This window comes from Aerococcus urinaeequi (assembly GCF_001543205.1).
Classification (GTDB): domain Bacteria; phylum Bacillota; class Bacilli; order Lactobacillales; family Aerococcaceae; genus Aerococcus; species Aerococcus urinaeequi.
Genome location: NZ_CP014162.1, coordinates 652,664 through 677,779, shown reverse-complemented (window position 1 = coordinate 677,779; position 25,116 = coordinate 652,664). Strand labels below are relative to the sequence as shown.

29 protein-coding genes, 1 pseudogene, 1 riboswitch and 1 other annotated feature are annotated in these 25,116 nt (G+C 37.5%); of the genes and pseudogenes, 25 read left to right on the top strand and 5 right to left on the bottom strand.

The genetic code is table 11. The features are described from left to right. Positions 1–181 precede the first annotated feature (181 nt). Positions 182–1,219 (top strand): KPN_02809 family neutral zinc metallopeptidase, encoded by a 1,038-nt coding sequence (gene ypfJ, locus AWM74_RS03085; RefSeq protein ID WP_026465306.1) that lies wholly within the window; start codon positions 182–184, stop codon positions 1,217–1,219. Between the two features lie 418 nt (positions 1,220–1,637). After that, positions 1,638–1,735, top strand: a riboswitch (SAM riboswitch). Between the two features lie 71 nt (positions 1,736–1,806). Beyond that, complete coding sequence (locus AWM74_RS03080; RefSeq protein ID WP_026465307.1) at positions 1,807–2,121, top strand: hypothetical protein; 315 nt, start codon at positions 1,807–1,809, stop codon at positions 2,119–2,121. A gap of 89 nt (positions 2,122–2,210) precedes the next feature. Here the strand turns inward: AWM74_RS03080 and AWM74_RS03075 are convergent, their stop codons facing one another. Next, positions 2,211–3,059, bottom strand: a complete 849-nt coding sequence (locus AWM74_RS03075; protein WP_026465308.1) for an SDR family oxidoreductase — start codon at positions 3,057–3,059, stop codon at positions 2,211–2,213. Positions 3,060–3,157: 98 nt separating this feature from the next. Between AWM74_RS03075 and AWM74_RS03070 the strand changes: the two genes are divergently transcribed. The 21 genes and pseudogenes from AWM74_RS03070 (at position 3,158) to AWM74_RS02975 (ending at position 21,939) form a co-directional block, all read left to right on the top strand. Continuing rightward, positions 3,158–3,631, top strand: coding sequence for an Rrf2 family transcriptional regulator (locus AWM74_RS03070; RefSeq protein ID WP_026465309.1), 474 nt, complete (start codon positions 3,158–3,160; stop codon positions 3,629–3,631). A 349-nt stretch (positions 3,632–3,980) separates the two neighbouring features. Further along, positions 3,981–4,231, top strand: a binding site (T-box leader). Between the two features lie 59 nt (positions 4,232–4,290). Beyond that, on the top strand, positions 4,291–5,568 hold the full coding sequence (locus AWM74_RS03065; RefSeq protein ID WP_026465310.1) for an O-acetylhomoserine aminocarboxypropyltransferase/cysteine synthase family protein: 1,278 nt from the start codon (positions 4,291–4,293) through the stop codon (positions 5,566–5,568). A 433-nt stretch (positions 5,569–6,001) separates the two neighbouring features. After that, complete coding sequence (locus tag AWM74_RS03060; protein WP_026465311.1) at positions 6,002–6,196, top strand: YwbE family protein; 195 nt, start codon at positions 6,002–6,004, stop codon at positions 6,194–6,196. Between the two features lie 668 nt (positions 6,197–6,864). Continuing rightward, positions 6,865–7,329, top strand: coding sequence for a DUF2798 domain-containing protein (locus AWM74_RS03055; protein WP_026465312.1), 465 nt, complete (start codon positions 6,865–6,867; stop codon positions 7,327–7,329). Between the two features lie 413 nt (positions 7,330–7,742). Then, positions 7,743–7,886, top strand: coding sequence for a hypothetical protein (locus tag AWM74_RS09425; RefSeq protein WP_154647408.1), 144 nt, complete (start codon positions 7,743–7,745; stop codon positions 7,884–7,886). 904 nt (positions 7,887–8,790) lie between these two features. Next, a complete protein-coding gene (locus tag AWM74_RS03050) occupies positions 8,791–9,474 on the top strand; it encodes an IS6-like element IS1216 family transposase (protein ID WP_026465313.1) in 684 nt (227 codons plus the stop codon). 177 nt (positions 9,475–9,651) lie between these two features. Beyond that, on the top strand, positions 9,652–9,840 hold the full coding sequence (locus AWM74_RS03045) for a hypothetical protein (protein ID WP_026465861.1): 189 nt from the start codon (positions 9,652–9,654) through the stop codon (positions 9,838–9,840). Between the two features lie 198 nt (positions 9,841–10,038). After that, entirely contained in the window at positions 10,039–10,263 is a 225-nt protein-coding gene (locus AWM74_RS03040; protein WP_026465862.1) for a hypothetical protein, read from the top strand. Positions 10,264–10,287: 24 nt separating this feature from the next. Continuing rightward, positions 10,288–10,854, top strand: a complete 567-nt coding sequence (locus tag AWM74_RS03035) for a hypothetical protein (RefSeq protein ID WP_026465863.1) — start codon at positions 10,288–10,290, stop codon at positions 10,852–10,854. Between the two features lie 315 nt (positions 10,855–11,169). Beyond that, a pseudogene (locus AWM74_RS03030) lies at positions 11,170–11,436 on the top strand (replication initiation protein); the annotation flags it as partial. A gap of 514 nt (positions 11,437–11,950) precedes the next feature. After that, a complete protein-coding gene (locus tag AWM74_RS03025; protein ID WP_026465313.1) occupies positions 11,951–12,634 on the top strand; it encodes an IS6-like element IS1216 family transposase in 684 nt (227 codons plus the stop codon). Positions 12,635–13,187: 553 nt separating this feature from the next. Further along, a complete protein-coding gene (locus AWM74_RS03020) occupies positions 13,188–14,651 on the top strand; it encodes an anthranilate synthase component I family protein (protein ID WP_026466606.1) in 1,464 nt (487 codons plus the stop codon). A gap of 2 nt (positions 14,652–14,653) precedes the next feature. Beyond that, positions 14,654–15,241 (top strand): anthranilate synthase component II, encoded by a 588-nt coding sequence (locus AWM74_RS03015; protein ID WP_026466605.1) that lies wholly within the window; start codon positions 14,654–14,656, stop codon positions 15,239–15,241. Further along, positions 15,234–16,262, top strand: a complete 1,029-nt coding sequence (trpD, locus tag AWM74_RS03010; protein WP_026466604.1) for an anthranilate phosphoribosyltransferase — start codon at positions 15,234–15,236, stop codon at positions 16,260–16,262. Before AWM74_RS03015 ends, trpD begins: the two co-directional genes overlap by 8 nt. Then, complete coding sequence (gene trpC / locus AWM74_RS03005; protein ID WP_026466603.1) at positions 16,259–17,041, top strand: indole-3-glycerol phosphate synthase TrpC; 783 nt, start codon at positions 16,259–16,261, stop codon at positions 17,039–17,041. Before trpD ends, trpC begins: the two co-directional genes overlap by 4 nt. Beyond that, on the top strand, positions 17,041–17,655 hold the full coding sequence (locus tag AWM74_RS03000; protein ID WP_026466602.1) for a phosphoribosylanthranilate isomerase: 615 nt from the start codon (positions 17,041–17,043) through the stop codon (positions 17,653–17,655). The genes trpC and AWM74_RS03000 overlap by 1 nt, the downstream gene beginning before the upstream one ends. Beyond that, on the top strand, positions 17,648–18,832 hold the full coding sequence (gene trpB, locus AWM74_RS02995; RefSeq protein ID WP_026466601.1) for a tryptophan synthase subunit beta: 1,185 nt from the start codon (positions 17,648–17,650) through the stop codon (positions 18,830–18,832). Before AWM74_RS03000 ends, trpB begins: the two co-directional genes overlap by 8 nt. Then, positions 18,825–19,595 carry a tryptophan synthase subunit alpha gene (trpA, locus tag AWM74_RS02990; RefSeq protein ID WP_026466600.1) on the top strand — a complete coding sequence of 257 codons (771 nt, stop codon included), beginning with the start codon at positions 18,825–18,827 and terminating at the stop codon, positions 19,593–19,595. The genes trpB and trpA overlap by 8 nt, the downstream gene beginning before the upstream one ends. A 735-nt stretch (positions 19,596–20,330) precedes the next feature. Next, a complete protein-coding gene (locus AWM74_RS02985) occupies positions 20,331–20,642 on the top strand; it encodes a PadR family transcriptional regulator (RefSeq protein WP_026466599.1) in 312 nt (103 codons plus the stop codon). A 15-nt stretch (positions 20,643–20,657) separates the two neighbouring features. Further along, positions 20,658–21,305: a DUF2812 domain-containing protein gene (locus AWM74_RS02980; RefSeq protein ID WP_026466598.1), complete on the top strand. Its 648-nt coding sequence runs from the start codon at positions 20,658–20,660 to the stop codon at positions 21,303–21,305. 79 nt (positions 21,306–21,384) lie between these two features. Next, complete coding sequence (locus AWM74_RS02975; protein ID WP_026466597.1) at positions 21,385–21,939, top strand: DUF3267 domain-containing protein; 555 nt, start codon at positions 21,385–21,387, stop codon at positions 21,937–21,939. A gap of 63 nt (positions 21,940–22,002) precedes the next feature. Here AWM74_RS02975 and gloA read toward each other — a convergent pair whose 3' ends face one another. Further along, a complete protein-coding gene (gene gloA, locus AWM74_RS02970; RefSeq protein ID WP_026466596.1) occupies positions 22,003–22,383 on the bottom strand; it encodes a lactoylglutathione lyase in 381 nt (126 codons plus the stop codon). Positions 22,384–22,642: 259 nt separating this feature from the next. Here gloA and AWM74_RS02965 point away from each other — a divergent pair, with 259 nt between their 5' ends. Together AWM74_RS02965 and AWM74_RS02960 are read left to right on the top strand one after the other, a co-directional pair. Further along, positions 22,643–22,963, top strand: a complete 321-nt coding sequence (locus tag AWM74_RS02965) for a PTS lactose/cellobiose transporter subunit IIA (protein ID WP_026466595.1) — start codon at positions 22,643–22,645, stop codon at positions 22,961–22,963. Beyond that, the gene (locus AWM74_RS02960) at positions 22,964–23,281 is read left to right on the top strand and encodes a PTS sugar transporter subunit IIB (RefSeq protein WP_026466594.1); all 318 of its coding nucleotides are present in this window, start codon (positions 22,964–22,966) and stop codon (positions 23,279–23,281) included. Between the two features lie 69 nt (positions 23,282–23,350). Here the strand turns inward: AWM74_RS02960 and AWM74_RS02955 are convergent, their stop codons facing one another. The 3 genes from AWM74_RS02955 to AWM74_RS02945 all read right to left on the bottom strand — a co-directional run bounded on the left by AWM74_RS02955 (position 23,351) and on the right by AWM74_RS02945 (position 25,113). Continuing rightward, a complete protein-coding gene (locus AWM74_RS02955; protein ID WP_026466593.1) occupies positions 23,351–23,833 on the bottom strand; it encodes an ECF transporter S component in 483 nt (160 codons plus the stop codon). Between the two features lie 198 nt (positions 23,834–24,031). Continuing rightward, positions 24,032–24,748, bottom strand: coding sequence for a GntR family transcriptional regulator (locus AWM74_RS02950; RefSeq protein WP_026466592.1), 717 nt, complete (start codon positions 24,746–24,748; stop codon positions 24,032–24,034). Positions 24,749–24,858: 110 nt separating this feature from the next. Then, a complete protein-coding gene (locus AWM74_RS02945; RefSeq protein WP_026466591.1) occupies positions 24,859–25,113 on the bottom strand; it encodes a hypothetical protein in 255 nt (84 codons plus the stop codon). Positions 25,114–25,116 lie beyond the last annotated feature (3 nt).

The window sequence follows — 25,116 nt, the reverse complement described above, 5'->3', positions numbered from 1 at the left end:
TTTACGGCTTTATTGACTGTTTTTTTCGTAATAGTTCAATAAAAAATGCTTTAGTATTTTTAAGGGTGACACTAGACTTGACGATCATCTTATGTTTAATTGTGGGGAACGTTTACATTACATTTATTCATGGAATATATCACATATGTTATAATGGAGAAAACTGTCAGGGGGTATTTCCATGAAATGGCAAGGGCGCAAACGTAGTGGTAATGTAAAAGACTTGCGTGGTCAAAACACGGGAAGTGGTGGATTAGGTGGTTTGGGACAAGGGCGGTCCGGAGGAAGAATACCTATTCAGCTTCCAGGTGGTCGTGGGACTTCAACTGGAGGTAGAAGCTTAGGTTGCGGTTCGATTATTTTAATGTTGATTCTATTCTTTGTATTTGGTGGGTCATCTTTATTAGGTGGCAACCAGTCTAGTTCAAGTAATAATCAATCGAGCGATCAAACCAGTCAGGTAGATGTACAATTACCAGGACAAATGGAATCGAATACGCAAATTCAAGCAAATCCTAATAGTCAAGTCAGTTTACCAGAGACTGGATCCACAGATAGTGACACAGTTACTGAAGATGAGTTGGCTGAATTTGTTTCTGTTATTCTTTATGATACCGAAGAGTATTGGACACAAGCATTTTCTGAAGCTGGATATACATATAAGAATCCAGACCTGGTCATCTTTGAGGATGCTGTGAATTCATCTTGTGGGTATAACACATCTGAAGTTGGACCTTTCTATTGCCCAACGGATGAAACTATTTATATCGACTTAGATTTCTATAATCAACTTGTTAAAAATTATGGAGGCGGTGGTGATTTTGCTATGGCCTATGTGATCGCCCATGAAGTAGGGCACCATGTTCAACAGCAACTAGGCCTTTCCGATCAGGTTCGACAAATTCAGTCTGAAGTTGGTCAAACTGAACAAAATCAATGGACTGTACGGATGGAATTACAAGCTGACTATCTTGCTGGTGTATGGGCCCATAACGTCGTTGAGAATGATTGGATGGAAGCAGGGGACCTTGAAGAAGGATTAAACGCAGCTTATCACATTGGTGATGACGTCTTGCAAGAAAAAGCTTATGGCCATACGATGCCCGACTCTTTCACCCATGGTACTGCTGAGCAACGGCAAAAATGGTTTAAGAAAGGGTTAGAAGCAGGCGACTTGTCACAATGGGATACTTATAATATAGACTACAGTAGCCTATAAAGTGGGTTACAGAACTTGCTTAATGATTATAGTATACATATGTAGGGAATTTTAGTGCAGCAACACATACTGTATTTGAATAGGGTTTATATATAAAATCTTCATATGTTTTTAAATAAATAATGATTATACTAGCTACTAGTATAGTTTGTAGATGCCTCTTAAAGCCAGATTACAGTCTTGCTTTAGGAGGTTTTATCATGTGGAAGATAGCTAGGATAATCATACGTCAAATGGATGATGATAGTTTTGAAACGTCGAACTAGCGTCGCGTAAAAGTATCATCATTTTTACTTCATAATTGAATGGATAAATAATTCGAATAAAAGTTTGCTTATTTTAATCTAATTGTCGAATTTCATCACGATTTGAAATCTATCCATACGTCTGGTATAATACGCACACAATTAAAGAACACAACTTATTCAGAGCAAGTGGAGGGATTTGGCCCTATGAAGCTTCAGCAACCTACCTTTGGCAAGGTGCTAATTCCAACTCGAAAGAGATAGATGAGTCTAACCAAGTTATTGGCACGACGAGTCGCGTTGTGCTTTTTTTATTGAATAAAATAACTAGGAGTGTGTCGAATGTTTAATGATGAGTGCGTAAATTTTAGTGAATTTGTAGGTGGGATTGGCGCCCTAGGTTTTATGCCGTATTTTCGTTTTCGCAAAAGTAAGACAGGGGATCCTAAGGAGCATGATCATATTGCTGTGATCTGTCGTGATGAGCCATGTTCTGGGGCACATATTGCTAGAGTTTGCGTGTGTTGTATAGGAAAAGTCCATGTCAATGATTATGATGGATTTAAGGAGGCAATAAGCCCTGAAACTTATGATCAATTAGTCAATTTGATTACTAATTTTTCCTATACAGATGTGGACTATAAAGCAATACGGTAGTAAAAAAGAGACCCTACTAGTTGCCGTTATGGCTAGCTAGTAGGGTCTTTTGATTTTTTGTGAAGAGTGGTTTATTGGATGATATGAAATTATTGAAGTAATTCTTTAAAGGCATCCACAAGCGGTGTTAGGGGGTTGCCTAATACTTTTTCAAAGTCATCTGATTGTACATCTAATACACCATTTTTGATGTCTCTTTGGATCGCTAGGAAGAAGCCTGCTACTGGTTCTGGCAATTGATTGTCAGTTAGATTTTTAACGAATGCTTCGTCGTTAGTTTCGAGAGGGGCAATTTCTTTACCTGTTGCTTCTGCTAGTGCTTTAGTTAAAGTTGCGTAGTCTACTGGTTTACCAGATAGTTCTAGGATTTCAGGGAACGTTTTTTCGCCAGCTAAAACGATCGCAGCTGCTTCAGCATATTCGCGACGTAATGCCCAACCAGCTTTATCATTTTCAGCGGTGTATAATAGTTTGCCACTGTTTAAAGCTGCACCTACTAGCGGTAGTTCATTTTCCAAGTACCAGTTATTTCTTAAAATTGTAAAAGGAATGCCGGATGCTTTGATGGCTTTTTCGGTATAACGGTGGTCAGTTGCTAGGTCGGCAGAAGATTGGTCTGCATTGGCAAAGCTTGTATAGGTGATAAAGCTAACGCCAGCTTCTTTGGCTGCATCAATTGCATTTTGATGTTCTTCTTGACGAGTGCCAGGTGCTGATGAAACCAGTAATAAGCGGTCAATACCTGTGAAGGCAGCTTTTAAAGATGCTTTATCTAAGTAATCGCCGATGTGTACTGTATAGCCAGCTTCAGCAAGTGGCGCAGCTTTTTCTTCGCTTCGTGCTAAGATGTGGATATCTGATACGGGAACTAATGTTTTTAATTTGTCTAATGCAAGCCCACCAAAGGCACCTGTTGCGCCAGTTACTAAATATTTCATGAATAAACACTCCTTTTTAACCTGTAATAATTAAAGTTACAGGTTAATAATAGTGAATGTGCTATAATAAGTCAAGAGAAAAGAGGTGGGATATTCAGATGAAACATTCAGTAAAGTTTAGTGATGCTATTCATATTCTAGTTTATATCGAGATGCTTCAAGGCACAGACTTATCTAGTGAAGTGATTGCCAAAAGTGTGAATGCTAATCCCGTTTCTGTTAGACGCATTATGAGTAGCCTAAAAAAGGCCGACCTAATTACTAGCCAATCTGGTAAGGCAAATCCAAAATTAAGTAGAGATCCCAAAAATATTTCTTTTTATGATATTTATCAAGCTATTGATGAAGAACAGCAAATATTCCGTGTAGATGAGAAAACAGCACCAGCCTGTATCGTAGGTGGTAATATCCAGGGTGTTTTAGCGGAAAAATATAATCAATTGCAACGTAGCGTCGAATTGGAGATGCAGCAAATCAACTTAAGAGATATTATCCATTCGGTCTCTCAAAGTGCCAATCAATCTGAATTAAACGACGAAGAAACCAAGCAAATACTTCAACGATTTTTATAAAAATAAGCTAAGTCGATAATACTTGTAGGTGGTATTTATGATGATAGGTTTCTCATAAAGCTTGAAACAACCCGTTTATTCTTTGGAATCGAAGGTGTTAATATAATCATCACAGGTTTAGAAAAAGTATCAGCAGTAATTTAATGAGTAAGTAAAAGTTGCGGAGAGTTTACCTGTAAGCAGAAATTAAGTTGATGAAGGTATAAAACTAATTTTTAAAAAGTTATGCGCTACATTTTATTAATATAGTGGATTACGCTTAGCAAAAGGTTTAAAATGAAATAAAAATTAAAAACTAAGTAGTTGACTTATCATCAAAATGCCATTAACATGTATTAAACAATATATGTAGTACGCGATGATGAGATAAGTATTTTATGACACTTGCTGAGAGAGCCTATGTGTGGTGGAAGTAGGTCAAGGAGATTAGAAGAAAATGGTCTAGGAGCATAATAGTCTAAGCCTAAGATAGGTGAGGATTATTCGGGAGCCCCCGTTACAGGGAGAGAGTACAATGATTTTTTAACGTACTCTGTGAGTTTATATTAGCGATAATATAATAAATTAAGGTGGTACCATGAAGTAGCTTTCATCCTTTGCAGAAGCAAGGGATGGAAGCTTTTTTTATGAAAAAAATTATAAAATCGGGGGAATTTATTATGACAAAAGACTATAAAATTGAGACACAAGCCATTCACGCTGCCCAAACGATTGATGAAACAGGGTCACGCGCTGTTCCTTTACACCAAACAACAGCTTATGTTTTTGATGATGTAGCGCAGGGTGCTAATCGTTTTGCCTTAGCAGAAGGTGGCAATATTTATACGCGAATCACAAATCCTACTCAGGGCGTCTTTGAAGGTAGAGTGGCTGCTTTAGAAGGCGGTTCAGCTGGTTTGGCTGTCGCTTCGGGTATGGCCGCTATTACTTATGCTATTCAAGTTTTAGCTAAAGCAGGAGACCATATTGTAGCGACAGCTAACCTATATGGCGGAAGCCACAACTTATTTGAACATACTTTCAAGGACTTCGGTATCGATGTGACGATAGTAGATACGAGTGATTTAGCGAATGTAGACCAAGCTATTCAAGACAATACCAAGGCTGTATTTGTAGAAACAATCGGCAATCCGGCTGGAAATATTGAAGATATTAGTGGCTTAGCTGAAGTAGCACATAAGCATGGTATTCCATTAATCGTTGATAATACTTTTGCAACACCTTATCTAGCGCGACCTATTGAACATGGTGCAGATATCGTTGTCCATTCAGCGACTAAATTTATTGGTGGTCACGGTACGTCAATCGGTGGGGTAATTGTAGAAAGTGGACAGTTTGACTGGAAACAAAATGATAAGTTCCCAGGTTTAAGTCAAGCAGATCCAACTTATAATGATCTTGTTTTCGCAGATGCCTTTGGCCCAGCAGCATATACTACAAAAATTCGTGCGACGCTATTACGTGATACTGGGGCTTCAATTTCACCTTTCAATGCTTGGTTATTAGTTCAAGGCTTAGAGTCATTACATGTACGTATGGATCGTCATGTTGAAAATGCAGAGAAAGTGGCTACATTCTTAGCACAACACGACAAAGTAGAATGGGTTGATTATGCGGGATTAGAAAGTAGCCCATATTATAGCTTAAAAGAAAAATACTTACCTCTAGGGGCAGGTTCAATCTTTACCTTTGGTGTTAAAGGTGGCTATGAAGGTGGGGTCAAATTCATTGAAAATCTAGAACTATTCTCTCTATTAGCGAATGTTGGAGATGCTAAATCATTAGTGGTTCACCCGGCTTCAATGACCCATAGTCAGTTAACTGAAGAAGAACTAGCTGAAGGTGGCATTAAACCTGAAACAATCCGTTTGTCTATCGGAATTGAAAATGTGGATGATATCATAGCTGACTTAGATAAAGCATTAGCTGCGATTTAATGACTTAGTAATAGATAGATTGATGTAGGAACAATTTTATATGTTATGCAGGCTATAATTGAATAGATTATAGCCTTTTTTATCCCAAAAATGATATTCGCAATTATATATATAATAATGTAAAAAATACAATCATGCTTTCAATAATTTGAGAAAAATGAACTTTAAAAAGTTAGATAAGTTTAGGATGCTAGAGGACTTATATGGAGGTTTAATTTAGGAAATAGAACGCAAGTATTTATACAACGGTATGGTATATTATGTTGGTTTGTTGTTGGGATATTCGGGATTATCACTGGTGATATTAGTAAAGGTACAGCGACTGGTTTTCCATTGTTTTTCATATTAGCCTTTTTCGATGATCTTCTGATAAAATAGGTTAAACAAATGGTTGCGACTATAAAAAATTCGAGACCTGAAAAAGGAGCCCATCATGAACGAAGGTAATAAAAGAAGTAATATTCAAATTGGTAGCCAGGTAAAAATTGTTCAAAAACAGGACCAACGATCTGGAAAATTAACAGAGGGTATTGTGAGTAAAATCCTGACAAACTCTCAAAACCATCCACATGGTATTAAAGTCATGCTAGAAGATGGCACCGTTGGCCGAGTAAAGGAAATATTATAATTGAAATAAAACTTTCAAATAATTAGGAAGCTAGGTATCTACAACCTTAGTGGATACCTATCTTTTTTATTGTTGCTTCATTTAATTTATAATTTGTTGCTTGATTTGGAAGAAATGGTATATATCATATTTAAGTTAAGCGATAGCTGAAATCTAAATTCGCGCTGTAGTATTATTTGGCTAAATTTATGACTATTGATTTTGTTGATGTATGAAGCGAGAAAATTTTTGTGAAGTTATAATAAGGAGAAAAGTTATGGTCAAAAGGGTTCTGTTGCAAAGTTTTAAATAAAGAATAAAATCCCTTACGGTATCAATACTACGCTGGAAAAATAACCGAGCGAAAGCAATCCGCTTTTCTACTTTGGATTAAATTTGCAGTATATTAGATTGTCATCCCGGAGACATTTTAAAATATCAAATAGAAGAATAAGAACAGCCTATTTTGTGCTGCTAGAAAATCATAATATTGATAAAAAAATTATATTTTAGCCTCACGTTAAAACTCAAGCTCGCTGTAATGTCTTGATTCCTGAGTGGTGAGGCAATACTTCAGGAATGAAAGAACCGTTTTCTGAAATTTTGAAAATTTTTGCTTATGAAGAAATTTTATTTGTGATATGGTAATCTTCGGTGCTAGAATGCAACCGAAAGAGAGGAGTTTTATTTTGCCAACAAATAAAAAAGAAGGAATTATCTTCACAACACTGATGTGCTTTTTAATGGTTTTAGGAATGAGTATCTACAATCTACTTTTACATAATGATTTATCATTAGTTTCCTTGCTAACAGGATTGGTTCCTGGATTCATAGTAGCTTTTATCTTAGATTCATTTGTCGTAGGTGTTGTTGCGAAGAAGATCGCCTTTAAATTACCAATCAATAAACAAAGTAAACTACAATTAATCGTGACAATTTCATGTCTAATGATTATTGGTATGGTCAGCTTTATGTCCATGTTTGGAATTTTAATCGAAGGAGGTATCCCAGCTAATCTGGGAGCTACTTACCTACATACGTGGGGGATGAACTTCATAGTAGCTCTACCTTACCAATTATTAATTGTGGGGCCGATTTCTCGATTTGTTTTAGGAGGAATCCAAGCCAGTTCTCAAGTAGAAAATGATGCATAAATTATAGTGAATAAAAAAGAATCAATCAGTCGTTTTATGTCAATTAATGATATAAAACGGCTTTTTTTGTTCCCACGAAAGTATATGGTCTTTATTGGAATCTGGGAGTATAAAATATGGGAAACTTGTATGATAAAAAAAGAAAGATATCATTGGTTAAGCTAAGAAGCACAATAAAATGATATAAATATCGCAAAAGAAATGTTACTAAAATTCTACTATCAATGCAATATACTTATTCATAACATCTGTAGTATAAACTGTTATTTAAGGGTTGTTGCTCTGCCGTCAATTTGCTTATTAGTTATAGACAAAAAAGAGTAGAATTGGTCTACGGAACTGACACTATAATTAGATACAATTAAAAAAGAGCACCTCAAATTTAGTAAAATAAATTTGGAGGTGTTTTTCTAATGGCAAAACACAATTATTATCCGGAGACATTAAAAATTCAAATCGTTGAAAGATTATTATCCGGAGAATCGGCTTCCTCCCTTCGGGAAGAATTTAATATCCAAGTAGAGGAACAATATATAGGTGGAAACAGTGGTACATGAAAGGAGAAATTCGCCGTTTTAAAACTTCTTCAGGTCGTCCTTTAAATAAAGGTGATCAATAAACTATTAAAGGTTTGAATTAGCAATTTACGTTCGATTTGTTTAACGGTGAATTAGTAACTTAACCTTCTTTCTATTCGTTAAATAATGTTTAATTTAAAGATTTAAGTGCTTTGCGTAAAAAATAAGCTTGATATAACAGGGGGTTTGCCATTTGCATGATCAATAGAATGGCAGTTTGAAACCAGTAAAATGGCAATTTGAAACAAGTTTTTTTAAATTATTTGCTTTAAACTTTATTTAAAACAAATAAAATGGCAATTTGAAACAAGTTTTTTTAAAATAGTTGTTTTAAATCAGTTTAAAGACATATAAAATGGCAATTTAAAATAAGTTTTTTTAAATCTTTTGCTTTAAAAATTTCCAATCATTATATCGTTATAAGTGCCAACTTTTGTCGTTATAACTATGCTAAAATATCAAACCTCCGCCCCTTATAACGACAACACCCACAATCAGTCGTTATAAGTGCCAACTTTTGCCGTTGCTAGCCGCTAATTTAGGTATTCCTAAAACCCCTTTGACCTTGATATACTAACCTCAATTTTTACGCAAATTACTTAACCTTTAAATCTATATAATATTAATTTATATAGACAACTTATTTAAATTATGTCTGTATGTCTTAATGAATTATAGAAATCAACAATTAAAGTGATGATCTTAAGACGGAGTATAATGATGAATCGTTGAAATTCTATGTGAATTCCGTAGAATTATTAACGTCAACCTCATAAGAAATAATTGAATCGATAATAGATTAAAAAAAAGGTTCTGTTGCAAGGTTTTAAATCTACTATCAAATAAGGTAGAATAATAGAAAAAGATAGCAGGAGGAATGACGATGAAACCTTTTAAAGGAAAGCAATTTCAGCAGGATGTGATTATTGTAGCCGTGGGCTACTATCTTCGTTATAACCTTAGCTATCGTGAAGTTCAAGAAATCTTATATGATCGTGGCATTAACGTTTCTCATACGACGATTTATCGTTGGGTGCAAGAATATGGCAAACTACTCTATCAAATTTGGAAAAAGAAAAATAAAAAATCCTTTTATTCATGGAAAATGGATGAAACGTACATCAAAATTAAAGGAAAATGGCATTATTTGTATCGAGCCATCGATGCAGATGGTTTAACCTTGGATATTTGGTTACGTAAAAAACGGGACACACAAGCAGCCTATGCTTTTCTTAAGCGGTTAGTGAAGCAGTTTGATGAACCGAAGGTTGTAGTCACAGATAAAGCCCCCTCTATTACAAGTGCCTTTAAGAAACTAAAAGAATACGGCGGCTTTTATCAAGGGACAGAACATCGTACCATTAAATACCTGAATAATTTGATTGAACAAGACCATCGTCCAGTAAAGAGACGCAATAAATTCTATCGAAGTTTACGCACTGCCTCTACCACGATTAAAGGCATGGAAGCCATTCGAGGATTATATAAGAAAACCCGAAAAGAAGGCACTCTCTTCGGGTTTTCGGTCTGTACTGAAATCAAGGTATTATTGGGAATCCCAGCTTAAATCATAGATACCGTAAGGGATTTTATTCTTTATTTAAAACTTTGCAACAGAACCATATTTTTAACTGCTTACTTACGTTCTAATCGACATAAACCTTTTAAAAAAATAGATAGAGAAACTGGCGAAATATTGGAATGATAGATTAAAGAAGATAAATTTAACGAGGGGGAGATTTAAATGAGTAAAGAATTTGAAGATTATCTAACTTCAGAAATTGGAAATAATTTTAAATTTGTTTTTCTTGATGGAAAAACTTTTGTTGCAAATTTGAAAAAAATAAAAAGATATAATTATGTTGTTCAAAAAAATGAAAAAGAGATACACATTTTTAAACATGCTTTGAAATTAATGTATCGAGTTGATTAATAATAAAAGCCCCCTAATGGAAATGTCTAAGGGGGTTTTTATTTTGGGTTGAGGTTTGAAAAGCTGGATACCTAACATGTACGTTATACGTCTATATTAGTTGATTCAAAACTGACACTAAAAATTAGGGCTATCTTTATGCAATTAATTTTTTTATACTAAAAAATGGAAGCGCTTTACAAGTTAGGAGGGGAGTCGGTGACTGTTCAAGATGTAGTTGAAATAGATATATGTTATAACGACTATTTTATTGAGGTTTTTACTATTGAATATGGAGATTTAGAAAGTCTTATTCAAAGCTTAAAAAATGATAAGCAGAAAAGCTTTGTACTTAGTAACAAGACATTCTTTAAAAAAGATTTGAACTCAGTTTCTATAGTTGACCATGGATTAGGGTTTATTTTTATAGATGTTAACGACTAAAAATAGAAAAGGGTGGGTTAATAAATGAAAATCATTAGACTAATTTTTACTACAACATTACTTGCTTTAGGATTTAATTTTATAGTTAATGAGAATATTGTTTCTGCAACTGAATTTACTCCTGAAGTAGTTCAAAATGAACAAACGCTAACTTTAGAAGACCTTTCAGAAGAAGATAAAAAAATATTTATAGATAATGGGTATACTGAAGAAGATGTATTTTTTCAGGAATATGTCACTGAATCTCCATTAGAGGGGCAAATGTCTGTTAATGCAGTTATAGCTACAGTTACAGGGAGTACAAAAAGAGAAGCTTCAAATAGAGCTAAAACGACTTATATAGTCACTTCTTATTCAGGTCCAATGACTAATGTTGATATAAGGACTACAGCTACCAGTGGTACTGTTGTACGTACTGGATCAGGAAATTCTAAGCCTAATTCTTCTAAAGCTACAGTAACAACTTTTATTAACTATAGCGGTGGAAGTAGATATTTTAAGTTTAAAGGTTATACTCAAATTTATACTCCTAAAGGGGCTACAGGAACTGTGTTTTCAGTAACTGCTGGCGGAACAACTTTAGGATATTAATTTTTTTAAAAAAGCCAAAGGGTAAATTTCTTAGGCTTTTTTATTTTGGTTTGAGTTTGGGAACCCTACGAATTGGTAGGGGAACAAAACGTCAAATAGGTATCAGCTAATTGCACCATAAGGGTGCGCTGATACTCGGCTCAATAGAGCCGAATGAGCCGTCGGCAGACCCCTCGGAGAGCCCACACTTTACCATGTAAAGTATAGTGGGTTTATACTTTACATGGAAGCTGTACCGAAGTTAGGAGTGTTTATATGTCATTTGTAGTGGCGAGAATGCAGAAGATGAAATCAGGTCAGCTCAATAGTAAATAAGCAATTTTACTTTACAAGCTTATGCGTGAAGCTAACAAAATTAGAGGTAAAAAAATAACTATCTTACAAGGTACACCTGCTGACTTCATGGAATGGCTAGGTGCACCAAAGAGTTACACCTATGGTCGGTTAAAAGATAATATATTAAATAAGGTTATCGAGGAAATCAATTTGAAAATTGACGATATGGATTTAGAACTCTTTCAGGCTAGACGTGGACGACAAGTTGTCTTAGTTGAAATATACAATAATTTTGTGCAAGCATAATTCCAATACTATATACTAACTTGTATTCCCTATTTTGATAGCTATGTATACAAATAAATACAGTAGGAGGTCTTTTATGAACAAAATATCTTTATCAAAAATCACATTTTTTATACTTATTTTACTTTTTATTATTATTAGTATTTTTTGGGATAATTCTTATAAAGTTGAGAGTGTTTTTCTTGTTTTATTGTCTATAAATTTATTTATTATGATATTTGAAGATAAAAAAAGAGGTTCAAGATAATATCTTGAGCCTTTTTTTATCTTCAAATCCAAAAAGTTTTATTAATAGTTTTAATTAATTTAGTTCTAGCACTATTTCCGTAATATTTAACTATAGTTTGTTGACCTATTATTACTTCCGTTCCTCTAGGAGAGGTTGCTAGAATATTTCTTGTATTTACAGTTGGCCAAACATCTGGGTTTTGTGTTTTTAGGGTTCTGTTGCAAAGTTTTAAATCTACTATCAAATAAGGTAGAATAATAGAAAAAGATAGCAGGAGGAATGACGATGAAACCTTTTAAAGGAAAGCAATTTCAGCAGGATGTGATTATTGTAGCCGTGGGCTACTATCTTCGTTATAACCTTAGCTATCGTGAAGTTCAAGAAATCTTATATGATCGTGGCATTAACGTTTCTCATACGACGATTTATCGTTGGGTGCAAGAATATGGCAAACTACTCTATCAAATTTGGAAAAAGAAAAATAAAAAATCCTTTTATTCATGGAAAATGGATGAAACGTACATCAAAATTAAAGGAAAATGGCATTATTTGTATCGAGCCATCGATGCAGATGGTTTAACCTTGGATATTTGGTTACGTAAAAAACGGGACACACAAGCAGCCTATGCTTTTCTTAAGCGGTTAGTGAAGCAGTTTGATGAACCGAAGGTTGTAGTCACAGATAAAGCCCCCTCTATTACAAGTGCCTTTAAGAAACTAAAAGAATACGGCGGCTTTTATCAAGGGACAGAACATCGTACCATTAAATACCTGAATAATTTGATTGAACAAGACCATCGTCCAGTAAAGAGACGCAATAAATTCTATCGAAGTTTACGCACTGCCTCTACCACGATTAAAGGCATGGAAGCCATTCGAGGATTATATAAGAAAACCCGAAAAGAAGGCACTCTCTTCGGGTTTTCGGTCTGTACTGAAATCAAGGTATTATTGGGAATCCCAGCTTAAATCATAGATACCGTAAGGGATTTTATTCTTTATTTAAAACTTTGCAACAGAACCCAATGAACATTTGATATGAATAATTAAGATATGATGATTTAAATATCCATTTTTTAATGTTTTGTTAATAAAAACCTTGACTTCTTTTTGCTTGTCCCGTTATACTCTAGTTAATCGAATAACAACTTTAAACTAATGAAGTGGAGATAACGTTGTAACGTGCAGTTACAGGGAGTGGGGATTACTGAGAGCCTCGCACAACGCAGTGCATCAAATGGACCACGGAGGGCGCAGTTAAAGGAAGTATATTTTTGGAGATAAACTTCTGATTATTCTGCGACGTGACGCATACGTCAGTTGCGAGGGATATGTTAGTATCCTGCAGAGCGTACAGGCGTAGTGTCTGTAAATTTAAGGTGGTACCGCGGATGTTTTTAGAGCACCCGTCCTTGACTTGTATTAGTCATGGATGGGTGCTTTTTCTGTTGTTTTCGCCCCGATCATCATGACTAGCCGTAATTTTATGATTTCAATAATGAATTAAAAGGAGCGTACGACAATGATTAAACCAAGTTTAGAAGAGGCGAGACAGTTAGGGAAAGACCATACGATTATCCCAATTGCTTTAGAAATTTTTTCCGATGTAGCAACCTCAATCGAAGTGCTGAGAACGATCAGCAAACAATCCGACCACTTTTACCTACTGGAGAGTGTGGTGAATAAGGATAACTGGAGCCGTTATTCTTTTCTTGGCTATAAACCGAACTTGTCGATCTACTCAACAGACGGTCAAGTAACCGTGCAAGAGGGCAAGCATGAAGAAAGCTTCCAAGCAGATGATCCACTAGCATCCTTGAACGATATCCTTGACCGTTATAAGAGCCCAAGTATTGATTATTTACCGCCTTTTACAGGAGGTTTGGTTGGTTACTTGTCTTATGACTGCATCAAATATACGGAACCATCTCTACAGTTAACGAAAAATAACCCAGAAAATTTCCGGGACTACCATTTCATGTTGATGGATAAGGTTATTGCCTTTGATCACTTCCGCCAAAAGATTGTCTTAATCGTCAATATTGAAACCGATAAATTAGAAGAAAACTACATCCAAGGGGCTACAGACTTGAAGGATATGGAGCAGCTGATTATGCGTCCAGATTCTGTTCGCGAGGAGGACTTGGCCCAAGAGGTGGGTGACTTTGAACCCATGTTTAGTCAAGCGGACTATGAACAAATCGTTCAGAAAATTCAACACCATATTGTGGAGGGTGACATCTTCCAAGCGGTGGTATCCAACCGGTTTAAGGCCCCATTTTCCGGGTCACTACTACAAACTTATCGCCTGCTTCGGACGATTAATCCGTCACCTTACATGGTCTACATGCATTTCGATGACTTAGAAATCGCGTGTGCATCACCGGAAACCCTGGTCTCTGTTCGTAACGGTGTCGCTTCATCCTTCCCATTAGCCGGTACTGTACCGCGCGGGGCAACGGATGCGGAAGATAGAGCATTAGTTGAAGGCCTCTTGCAAAATGAAAAAGAGTTGGCCGAACATGACATGCTTGTTGACTTAGCCCGCAATGATATCGGAAAGGTCGCTGAATTCGGTACGCTAGAAGTCAGTGAATATAGAGCTATCAAGCAGTTTTCACACGTCAGCCACATTTCATCCAAGGTAACAGCCAAAGTCAGACCAGACGCAACTTGTTTAGATGTCTTAAAATCGGCACTACCAGCGGGTACTTTATCCGGTGCCCCTAAGATTCGGGCCTGCCAATTGATTGATGAAATTGAAGATACCAAACGAGGCCCATATGGCGGTGCTTTGGGCTATATCGACTTTGCCGGAAACATGGACATGTGTATCGGCATCCGGATGGCTGTCTTGAAGAATGACCAAGTCTTTGTCCAATCTGGCGCTGGGATTGTGGCAGATTCAGATCCTGAAAAAGAATACTTAGAAACAAAGAACAAGGCCAAAGCCATGATGACAGCATTAGGACACGAGGAGGCATAACTATGATTTTACTGATTGATAACTACGACAGCTTTACCTACAATCTCTACCAATTGATCGGCAAGAATACGGATGAAGCCATCCAAGTTGTGCGAAATGACCAAGTCACCATCGATGAAATTATTGATTTAAATCCTTCACATATTGTCATCTCTCCTGGTCCAGGACGACCGGAGGATGCAGGCGTAACAGTGGCTGTCACCAAAGAATTGGCTAGTCATTTTCCGATTTTAGGGGTTTGTCTAGGACTTCAAGCGATGTGTCTAGCTTACGGGGCGGATATTATTCATGCCCAACCGGCTGTCCACGGGAAACAGTCGACCATTCATGTGGCGAGTGGGAGTGAGATTTTTAGAGGGTTACCACCAGTTGTGCCAGTAGCTCGCTACCATTCACTGATTGCGGATCGACAAACGTTACCAGATGAATTGCTGGTGATTGCCGAATCGGACAAGGGTGAGGTAATGGCCGTTCGCCACCGTGAATACCCAATGTTTGGTGTCCAGTTCCATCCCGAGTCGATACTGACACCTTCAGGAGAAACGATGATTCAGAATTTTCTTAAAGTAGGAGGAAATACACATGATTAACAAGGCGATTAACGAATTATTTTTGGGCAATGATTTATCTAAAGAAACGGCAGGCCAAGTTATGAGCCAGATGATGGAAGGGGAAGCTACTGACAGTCAAATGGGTGCTTACCTTGCGGCTTTGCGGATGAAGGGTGAAACAATTGACGAAATTACTGCTTCAGCTGAAGTCATGCGTGATAAGGGCCTTAAATTATCCGCAAAAAAGGACGTCCTTGATATTGTTGGGACGGGTGGGGATGAGCTAAACTCCTTCAACATTTCAACCATTTCTTCCTTTGTCGTTGCGGCTGCTGGTGTTGCGGTAGCCAAACATGGTAACCGGTCAGTATCGAGTAAATGTGGGTCAGCGGATGTATTGGAAGCCTTGGGCGCAAATATTTTCCTAACGGCGGACCAAAGTGCACAAATCTTAGAGGAAACAGACTTCTGCTTTATGATCGCCCAAACTTACCATTCAGCCATGAAACATGTGGCGCCTGTCCGTAAACAATTAGGAGCCCGTACCATGTTCAATATTTTAGGTCCCTTAGCCAATCCAGCGGGTGCAACCAAACAGTTATTGGGTGTATACGACGAGAAATTAGTGGAACCACTAGCTCAAGTATTAAACCAATTGAATGTGAAACGGGCAATGGTGGTTCACGGTCATGACGGCTTGGACGAAATTACAATTACGGATACCACAACTATTTGTGAAGTCAATGATGGTAAGGTGACTAGCTACTTTATTACCCCAGAACAATTTGGCCTTGAACGCGGTCAATTGAGCGAGCTAATCGGTGGAGACCCAGAAGAGAATGCTCAGATTGCTTTAGATATCTTAAACGGTGAAAAGAGTGCCCGTCGCAATATTGTTGTGATGAACGCCGCTTGCTGCCTGTACATGGGTAAAGATGAATTGTCTTTACGCGACTGTGTCCGTCTAGCTGAAGAAATGCTTGATTCAGGTAAGGCTAAAGCTAAATTAGATGAATTTATTGCGGCAACTAACCGTGTTGGTCAGGAGGTTTATGCATGAGTATCTTAGATGAAATCGTTATTGCCCGTGAAAAAAGGGTAGCCGCTGATAAGCTGGCAACACCTTTGGCGGACTTGGTAGCAAATTTACCAGACCGCCATTTGCCACCATTTGCTTTTGAACAAGCCTTGAAAGAAGGGGACATGTCCTTTATATGCGAAGTGAAAAAAGCCTCGCCATCAAAGGGTTTAATTGCTAAAGAGTTCCCTTATGTGGACATTGCCAAAGATTACCAAGCGGCTGGGGCGACGGCCTTGTCGGTTTTAACAGAAGAAGATTATTTCCAAGGGCGCAACCAATACTTACAGGAAATTAGCCAAGCAGTAGCTATTCCTATTTTACGAAAAGATTTTATTGTCGATCCTTATCAAATTTATCAAGCTCGGGCAATCGGGGCGGACGCTATACTATTGATTTGTGCAATCTTAAGTCCAGACCAGTTGGCAGCATACATTGCCTTAGCGGACGAATTAGGCTTGTCGGTTTTAACAGAAGCCCATGATGCGGATGAAATTGCTATGGCGATTGAAGCGGGTAGCCGAATTATTGGCGTCAACAACCGAAATTTACATAACTTTGAAGTGGACTTCCAAAATTCGATTCGCTTGAGAAATCTGACGCCGGATGACACGGTATTTGTTGCTGAGAGTGGGGTTAAGACAGCAGCGGATATCAAATTATTGCATGACAACCGAGTGGACGCGGTTTTAATCGGTGAATCTATGATGTTGGCTGAGGATAAGCAAGCGAAATTAACTGAACTTAAAGGGGCTTTGTAATGGTTAAGGTGAAAATTTGTGGCTTGAGACGGCCGGAAGATATTGAGGCAGCGAATGCGGCTAAACCAGATTATGTGGGTTTTATCTTTGTGGAAGGAACCAAGCGGTATGTAGAGCCTATCCAAGCGGCGCAATTCAGAAAAGATTTAGCCGGTGATATCCAAACGGTGGGGGTCTTTGTGAATGCAAGAATTGAAAAAATTGTGGCCATTTGTAAAGCAGGCATTATTGATGTTATTCAACTTCACGGGGAAGAAGATGCCACTTATATTGACCAGTTGAAAGGTCAAGTTGACCAAGAAATTATTAAGTCGGTAGCAGTTGGTGATGACTTGGTAGTTGCGCCTAACCAAGCGGACTATTTATTATTCGACAGCTTAAGTCCTAGCCGCGGTGGTTCAGGCAAGGTATTTGATTGGCAAATGGTGTCAGCATACCAAGAGAAGCCCTTTTTTCTGGCTGGAGGTTTAGGGGTTGAAAATATTGAAGAGGCCTTAAAAGTGGTTCGGCCTTATGCGGTAGACGCATCGTCGTCACTTGAAACAGACGGGGTAAAGGATCCAGTGAAAATGCAGGAATTCGTAGCGAAAATACGGGAGGTAACACATGACTAATGGTAGATTTGGCGACTTTGGTGGCCAGTATATCCCAGAAACCTTGATGGCTGAAGTGCAACGGGTGGAGGAAGCCTACAATTTTTATAAGAATGATGAGGCATTTCAGGCGGAGTTGACGACTTTATTAAATGATTATGCGGGTCGTCCGTCGCGTTTATATTATGCAGAGAATATGACGGCTGATTTAGGCGGGGCCAAGGTCTATCTAAAAAGAGAAGACTTGAACCATACCGGGTCGCACAAAATTAATAATGTCCTAGGGCAAGCCTTGTTGGCGAAAAAAATGGGGAAAACCCGTTTAATTGCAGAAACTGGGGCTGGTCAGCACGGGGTGGCGACAGCAACTGCTGCAGCTTTATTGAAGATGGAATGTGAAATTTTTATGGGACAAGAAGATACAGACCGCCAAGCTTTGAATGTCTTTCGGATGGAATTGTTAGGGGCTAAGGTTAACAGTGTGGCTAAGGGGACCAAAACCTTGAAGGATGCGGTAAACGAAACGATGCGGGAGTGGAGTAATCGGGTAGAAGATACTCATTATGTATTGGGTTCTGTAATGGGGCCACATCCTTATCCAACTATGGTGCGTGATTTCCAAAGTGTGATCAGTCGTGAAATTAAAGCTGAATTTCAAGCAAACCATGGTCAACTGCCGGATGCAGTCATTGCTTGTGTGGGTGGCGGATCTAATGCAATTGGGACTTTCTATCACTTTATTGAAGACGAAGGTGTTCGTTTAATTGGTTGTGAAGCGGCTGGAAAAGGGATTCATACGACTCAACATGCAGCGACTATGGCCAAGGGGACGACAGGTATTTTCCACGGCATGAGGAGTTTATTCTGCCAAGATGAATATGGTCAAATCGCCCCAGTTTATTCGATTTCAGCGGGTCTTGACTACCCAGGGATTGGGCCAGAACACGCCCGTTTAAATGAAGTTGGGCGTGCGGAATACGTACCAGTAACAGATGATGAAGCGGTGGCAGCTTTTGAATACCTATCTAAAATGGAAGGGATTATTCCAGCGATTGAATCTGCCCACGCTGTTGCTTACGCCCAAAAATTGGCGCCTACATTGTCACCAGACCAAAGCATCGTGATTTGTCTATCAGGACGTGGGGACAAGGATGTGGCAGCCATTGCCCGTTATAAAGGAGAAGAGATTTATGAGTAAAATAGCTGAAGCATTCCAAAATAAAAAAGCCTTTATTACCTATTTGATGGCAGGCGATCCCAATCTGGACCAATCAGCTGAAAACATCCTAGCTGCCCAAGAAGCAGGGGCTGACCTGATTGAAATTGGGATTCCTTTCTCAGATCCTATTGCTGAAGGGCCAGTCGTAGAAAATGCGAGTGTGCGGGCCTTATCAGCAGGGGTGCGCTTGAATAATGTCTTTGATATGGTGGCTGATTTAAAAGATAAAATACATGTACCATTAGTTTTTATGACTTATTTAAACCCGGTTTTTGTATACGGTTATGACAATTTCTTCGCCAAGTGTCAGGAAATTGGTATTTCGGGTATTATCATTCCTGATTTACCATTCGAGGAGCAGGAGGAAGTGAAGGTTGTCGCAAGTCAGTATGGCATTGAGGTTATTACCTTGATTGCCCCGACTTCTAAAGACCGGATTAAGGAAATTGCCAAAAAGTCAGAGGGCTTCATCTATCTAGTATCGTCTATGGGTGTTACTGGTGTGCGGTCTAATATCACGACGGATATTTCTGCGATGGTAGCTGAAATTCGTGCAGTTTCAGATATTCCAGTAGCAGTCGGTTTCGGGATTAACCAGCCAAGTCAAGTGAGAGAGATTGCAGCTAAAGCGGATGGCGTCATTGTAGGTAGCGGGATTGTGCGTTTAGTTGAAGCTCACGGAAATGATGCCAAGTCTCACATTTACGACTACGTTCATGAGATGCAAGCCGCTTTAAGATAGGATGTGAGCACCGACGGTCAGAAAGAAAACGTTGGAAGATGAGGGCAGGAGATGACACAGTCAGCTACAAACTAAGCTAAAATAAAGTTACTTTCTAAGTATTTTAATTCAATTGTAGGATGCAAGTGTCAATGTTAATTAAGCGAAATTTACGCATTTAAGTGAGTAAGTGTTGAAGCACCAACTCGCTCATAATCTGAAACGTAGTTCTTTCTGGAGGTGCGAACTCAACTTCATAGGATATGATAAGTAATAATATCTATAGCATGCTTATAGGAAAATAATTATCTTAAAAACTTGTCCTTCGGCCTATACTTTACCTATCATTGCATGAGGAGCAGTGGGACCACCCAGAGCCGAAGTCTCTGAGCTTGGATGACGACTCATTCTGTAAGTACTAAAGTCCGTAACAGAATGATGTGGGTCAGTCATCCTCTTTCACTGCTAAGGCATGCTAGGTAGTTTCGTCCGTAGTAGCTGATAACTATTCACCCATTTCCAATCACGGTTTTACTATCATAACTGAATAATTGTAAAAGGAGTTAGTGAACTAGCAGCTAGCTTCTTTTTTTACTGGATAGTATTTTACCTGATAAGAGAATGTCTTTAGAGCGATTTCTTGACTATTTTTGCATGGAAGAGTTGCGAATTTTAAATAGACACTTGCAATATACAGTCTTACTGTATATAATCTAACTATACAGTTCAACTGTATATAATGAATAAGGGATGATCATCATGCGTAACAGCGCTTTACCACTTACAGAAACAACCTATTTAATTTTATTGAGTTTACTAGAACCACATCATGGCTATGCCATTATCAAAAATGTGGAGGAACTAAGCGACAATCATGTCAAAATTGCAGCCGGTACAATGTACGGTGCATTAGACAATCTTTATAAACAGGCTTGGATTGAGGAAGTAGCTAGCGAAAATAAACGACGAAAAGTTTATCAAATTACAGAAAAAGGAAAAGAAGTACTTGAAGCAGAAATTGGTAGATTATCCAATTTAACTGCATTAGGTTATCGATTGTTTAATTAAGAGAGAAGGGGTACTATGTCTAAATCAACATATAAGTTTAAATTATTCTTATTTGCAGATATTGAAAAAGAAGAAGCATGGATAAACGCACAAAGACATAAACATTTATATCTAGCTAGCATACCTATTGGCTCCATAGTATATCGTTTTCGTGAAGCTGAAACCGACTTCGTCCCATTTACGCGGATTGATTTTCGTGAATTCAAGAACAAAGCAGCATATGAAAACTACTTATCTTTATATGAAGACGGTGATTGGTACCATATTTATGGTAATCGCTGGAATGGTCTGCAATATTTTAGACAGGATAATCCAAGCGGAGATAGCATCTTATATTCTGATGAAGACTCGAAAGCACAGTTATACCTAAGATACGCCAAGTACTTAGTGACCTTATTTATCTGTTTTTTACCAATCATATTAAATCTAGAACTAGTAGATTTATTAAACTTCTATACTTTTAAATCAGCCTACTTAACACCAGGACTATGGCAAATGACAGGGGCTAAATTCTGGAGTGCATTTGCCTTCGAAACCCCATTTGCCCTAATGAGAATTTTTTCTGGTTGGTTACTTGTCATATTAGTTGCCTCATTCTTATTGGGCTCATTTATTAACTGGCACCGCTATAAGAAATTACGAGATGAAGTAGCTAATTTATAGATTTTTTCCGGTATGTTAGCATATAAGGTATGTAACACTGTGACGATTAAAAAGGTTAGATACCATATTGGAGGTTAACGTGGAACGAATACGAGAATACAATGTGCTAGCAGATAAAAAGGTGATTATCGGTTTGAACGTCGCTTCGTTGCCACTATTTTTATTAGGGGCCTTTATCTTTAGCCGGCTAACAATGGGTGATCCGATTTTTCTGTTTTTTCCTTTTATGCCTATACCGCAATTGTTGCTTAACCTAGCCTTATTCTTCTTAGCTTATTTTTTGATTATCACTATACACGAATTGATTCACGGATTATTTTTCAAAGTGTTTTCAGATACTGGTAAAATCAAATTTGGTTTCAAAAATGGGATGGCTTATGCCACCAATCCAGGTACTAGATATACTTGGTGGCAGTTCTTGATTATCATCCTTTCACCATGCATCTTGATTTCGGTAGCCTTATTTTCGGCTTATCAAGTGGGCTTAATTAACGCAACATTCTTTGTCACAATGGCGAGCATCCATTTCGCAGGTTGTGTAGGTGACCTTTGGTATGCTTTACTGATCATGAAATATGGTGATAAGTATTATGAGGATACTGAAGTTGGCTTTTCAATTTGGTCGAAGTCATAATTAAAAGGCCTTACCTTAGCGGTTAAACTAGGGTAAGGCCTTTTGCGTGATTTGAATATGTGATTATTTTTTACGTTTAACTTCGATACGGTAACCATCTGGGTCAGTCACGAAGAAGTATGATGGTGTACCACCTGAAAGGCCTTTTAAGTCACCAGTTTCATAGGCAGAAGCTTTACAAATTTCATGCATTGCTTCTAAATCATCAACAGTAACACCTAAATGACTAAAGCCGTCTCCGATAGTATATGGATCTGCGTCGTAGTTGTAAGTCAACTCGATTTGGACATTTGAACCTGGTGAGTTTAAGTAGATTAAATCAAATTTATTCTCCGGAAACTCTCTGCGGCTAGCTACCTCAAAATCAAATAGATTTGTATAGAAGTCTAAAGTCGCATCAATATCTCTAACACGTAAACAAATTTCAACAAGTACTTGGCTCATTATAAATACCCCCATTATTTTTGATTAATTTCATCATAACATATATGAGAAATACAGTCGTATGATATGAATTATTCATTTGTTACAGCAAGATTTTCATTTTCAATTAGCTGATAATAATACTGTAATTTCAACTATGTAAGGGTTTTAATCTAGTGATCAGTGTGGTAAAATAAATCCAAGTAACATATGTATGAACATAACGATTATTATGTATATACATAATAGATAAATAAGCGATAAAGAAGGAGTCTTTTGAATGGAAGAACCTAAGAATTTGGAAGCTATCATGCAACTCATTATGCATGGAGGAGATGCGAAAGGGAAAGCTATCGAAGCAATGGAATACGCTAAAACGGGTGATTTTGTAAGCGCTAACGATAGTATAAATAATGCGGAAGCTGCTTTGATTGAAGCTCATCATGCACAAACAGCCTTATTGACACAAGAGGCTAGTGGAGATCCAGTAGCTGTGTCTTTACTAATGGTGCATGGACAAGATCATTTAATGACAGCTATTGCTTTTAAAGATATGGCGAAAGAAATTATTGATGTTTACCAAAAAATGGAGGAGAAATAAATGGCAGATACAACAATTATGTTAGTTTGTGCTTCTGGAATGAGCACAAGTTTATTAGTTTCAAAAATGAAAAAGGCAGCTGAAGAGAAGGGGGTAGATGCGGAAATCTTTGCCGTTTCAGCTTCTGATGCAGATAACAATTTAGCTAATAAAGATATCGATGTTTTATTGCTTGGCCCACAAGTTAAATATATGGAAAAAGAATTTGCTGGTAAACTAGCTGACTCAGATACAAAACTTGCAGTAATTAATATGCAAGACTACGGCATGATGAAGGGTGAAAAAGTCTTAAACGAAGCTCTAGAAATGCTCGCTTAGAATAACTGATAATGACAAACTAAAAATGACCACTAACACATATCCATTGTGCTAGTGGTCATTTCATTTTTATAGGTAACGTTCAATAACTGGTTTTAACCGGATGCTGATTGGGATAGCAACTAAAATACCAATACCAGATTGTAAAATGTTGGTAAATAATCCAGCGATAGCTGCTGCTGCAGTACCATATAAAATCCAGCTAGCAATTGCATAGCCGACAATCATGACAACCGCTGATAAAACTAAGTATAAAACTTGTTCTTTACGGCTTTTATCTTTGGCTAAACCAGCAATATAGCCTTGTGCGCCGTGGATAGCAGCTGAGAAAATAATCCACTGTGCATAGCCTGAAAGTAAGTCAATTAAACCACCACTCATAGCACCGACAACCAAACCACCCACCGGTCCAAAAACCATTGAAGCAGTCACAATCCCCACATCCGCGAATGTGAAGAAGCCATTTGATGCTGGAATAGGAATAATAATGAATAAAGAAATAGCAACAACTAATGCAGCCGTCACAGCATAAAATGCATATTGTTTTTTCATGTAAATCTCCTCCCTTACTATTGAAAGACAAAAAAGACCATTAAATGATATTTTCATTAGACAATAAGTGTAATTTTAATCTAATTTTTATCATACCATTACTCCAAAGTAAATGAAAGCGAGTTAATACGTTTTCATTATTATTCTCTATATTAAAAAAGGAGAGCTTACGATAGTCTCTCCTTAAGATATATGGTATTAATGATTACCAACGATATCGGTAATAGTATAAGAACGCGTATCAAAACGATTTCTTGAAGTTGAGTATTCAAACGGTGTCCCATTATCTAAATAAACAACTTGCTCCACTTCAAGCACAGGAGTGTGGATATCACAATTTAGCTCTTGAATATCCAGTTCATTAGCTGTGTCTGCATGGATTTTCCGATAAGCACCACCAATTTTTAGGCCTAATTCATCACGAATATAACCATAAATAGAACCCTCTAGATGTTCCGCTTTTAGTTGTGTAATAAGTGAAGCGACAAAGTAAGAATCTTCTAGAATATAAGGTTTGTCATCAATAATTCGTAAACGTTGGACGTGATAAACTGGATCACTAGCGCCAACCATTAGTAAGGTTTGTAGTTTTTCATCCGGAAATACGATATCAAAATTGATTTTTTTCGATTCAATACGACGATAACCAAATTGTTCAGTCAAACCATTATAGTCATCAATTTTTGAATCACCGTTGTTCCATAAACTGCTTTTCAGTACAAAGGTCCCAACACCACGTTTCTTAAAGATTAAGCCTTCCATAGCAATCATATCAATGGCTTTCTTTAAAGTCATCCGGCTTACATTAAACTCTTTCGCTAATTCAATTTGATCCGGCAATATCTCACCTTCAGCATACTCACCCTCACTGATACGGCGACGCAACTCATTGGCAATTTCTTCGTACTTATTCAAGTGTATCCTCCTAATTCAAACGCTATTTTCTAATCCATTATAATACAATGTATAGACTTAGTCCAAATATGTCTATGAAAAATAGACTTTTAAGTCTAACCTAAATTGAATTACCCTGGTATTGATATCACATCAAAAGTAATCTCTTTCTTGTCTGCCAAAATAGTCAAATTTTCGAAAACGAAAGGGAGATTCAAAATAGCTATCTTGTCTTCAGTAATGGTGAATAGTAAAGTCTGAACTTCACCAAAAGCCTTAGTCGCATATGTAATCGCAACATTTCCAGCTTGATTCACCGCCACCACAATATCAGCATTATCTTGATAGGTTAAAACCCATCCATGTATTAAATTTACCTCTGTCATAAA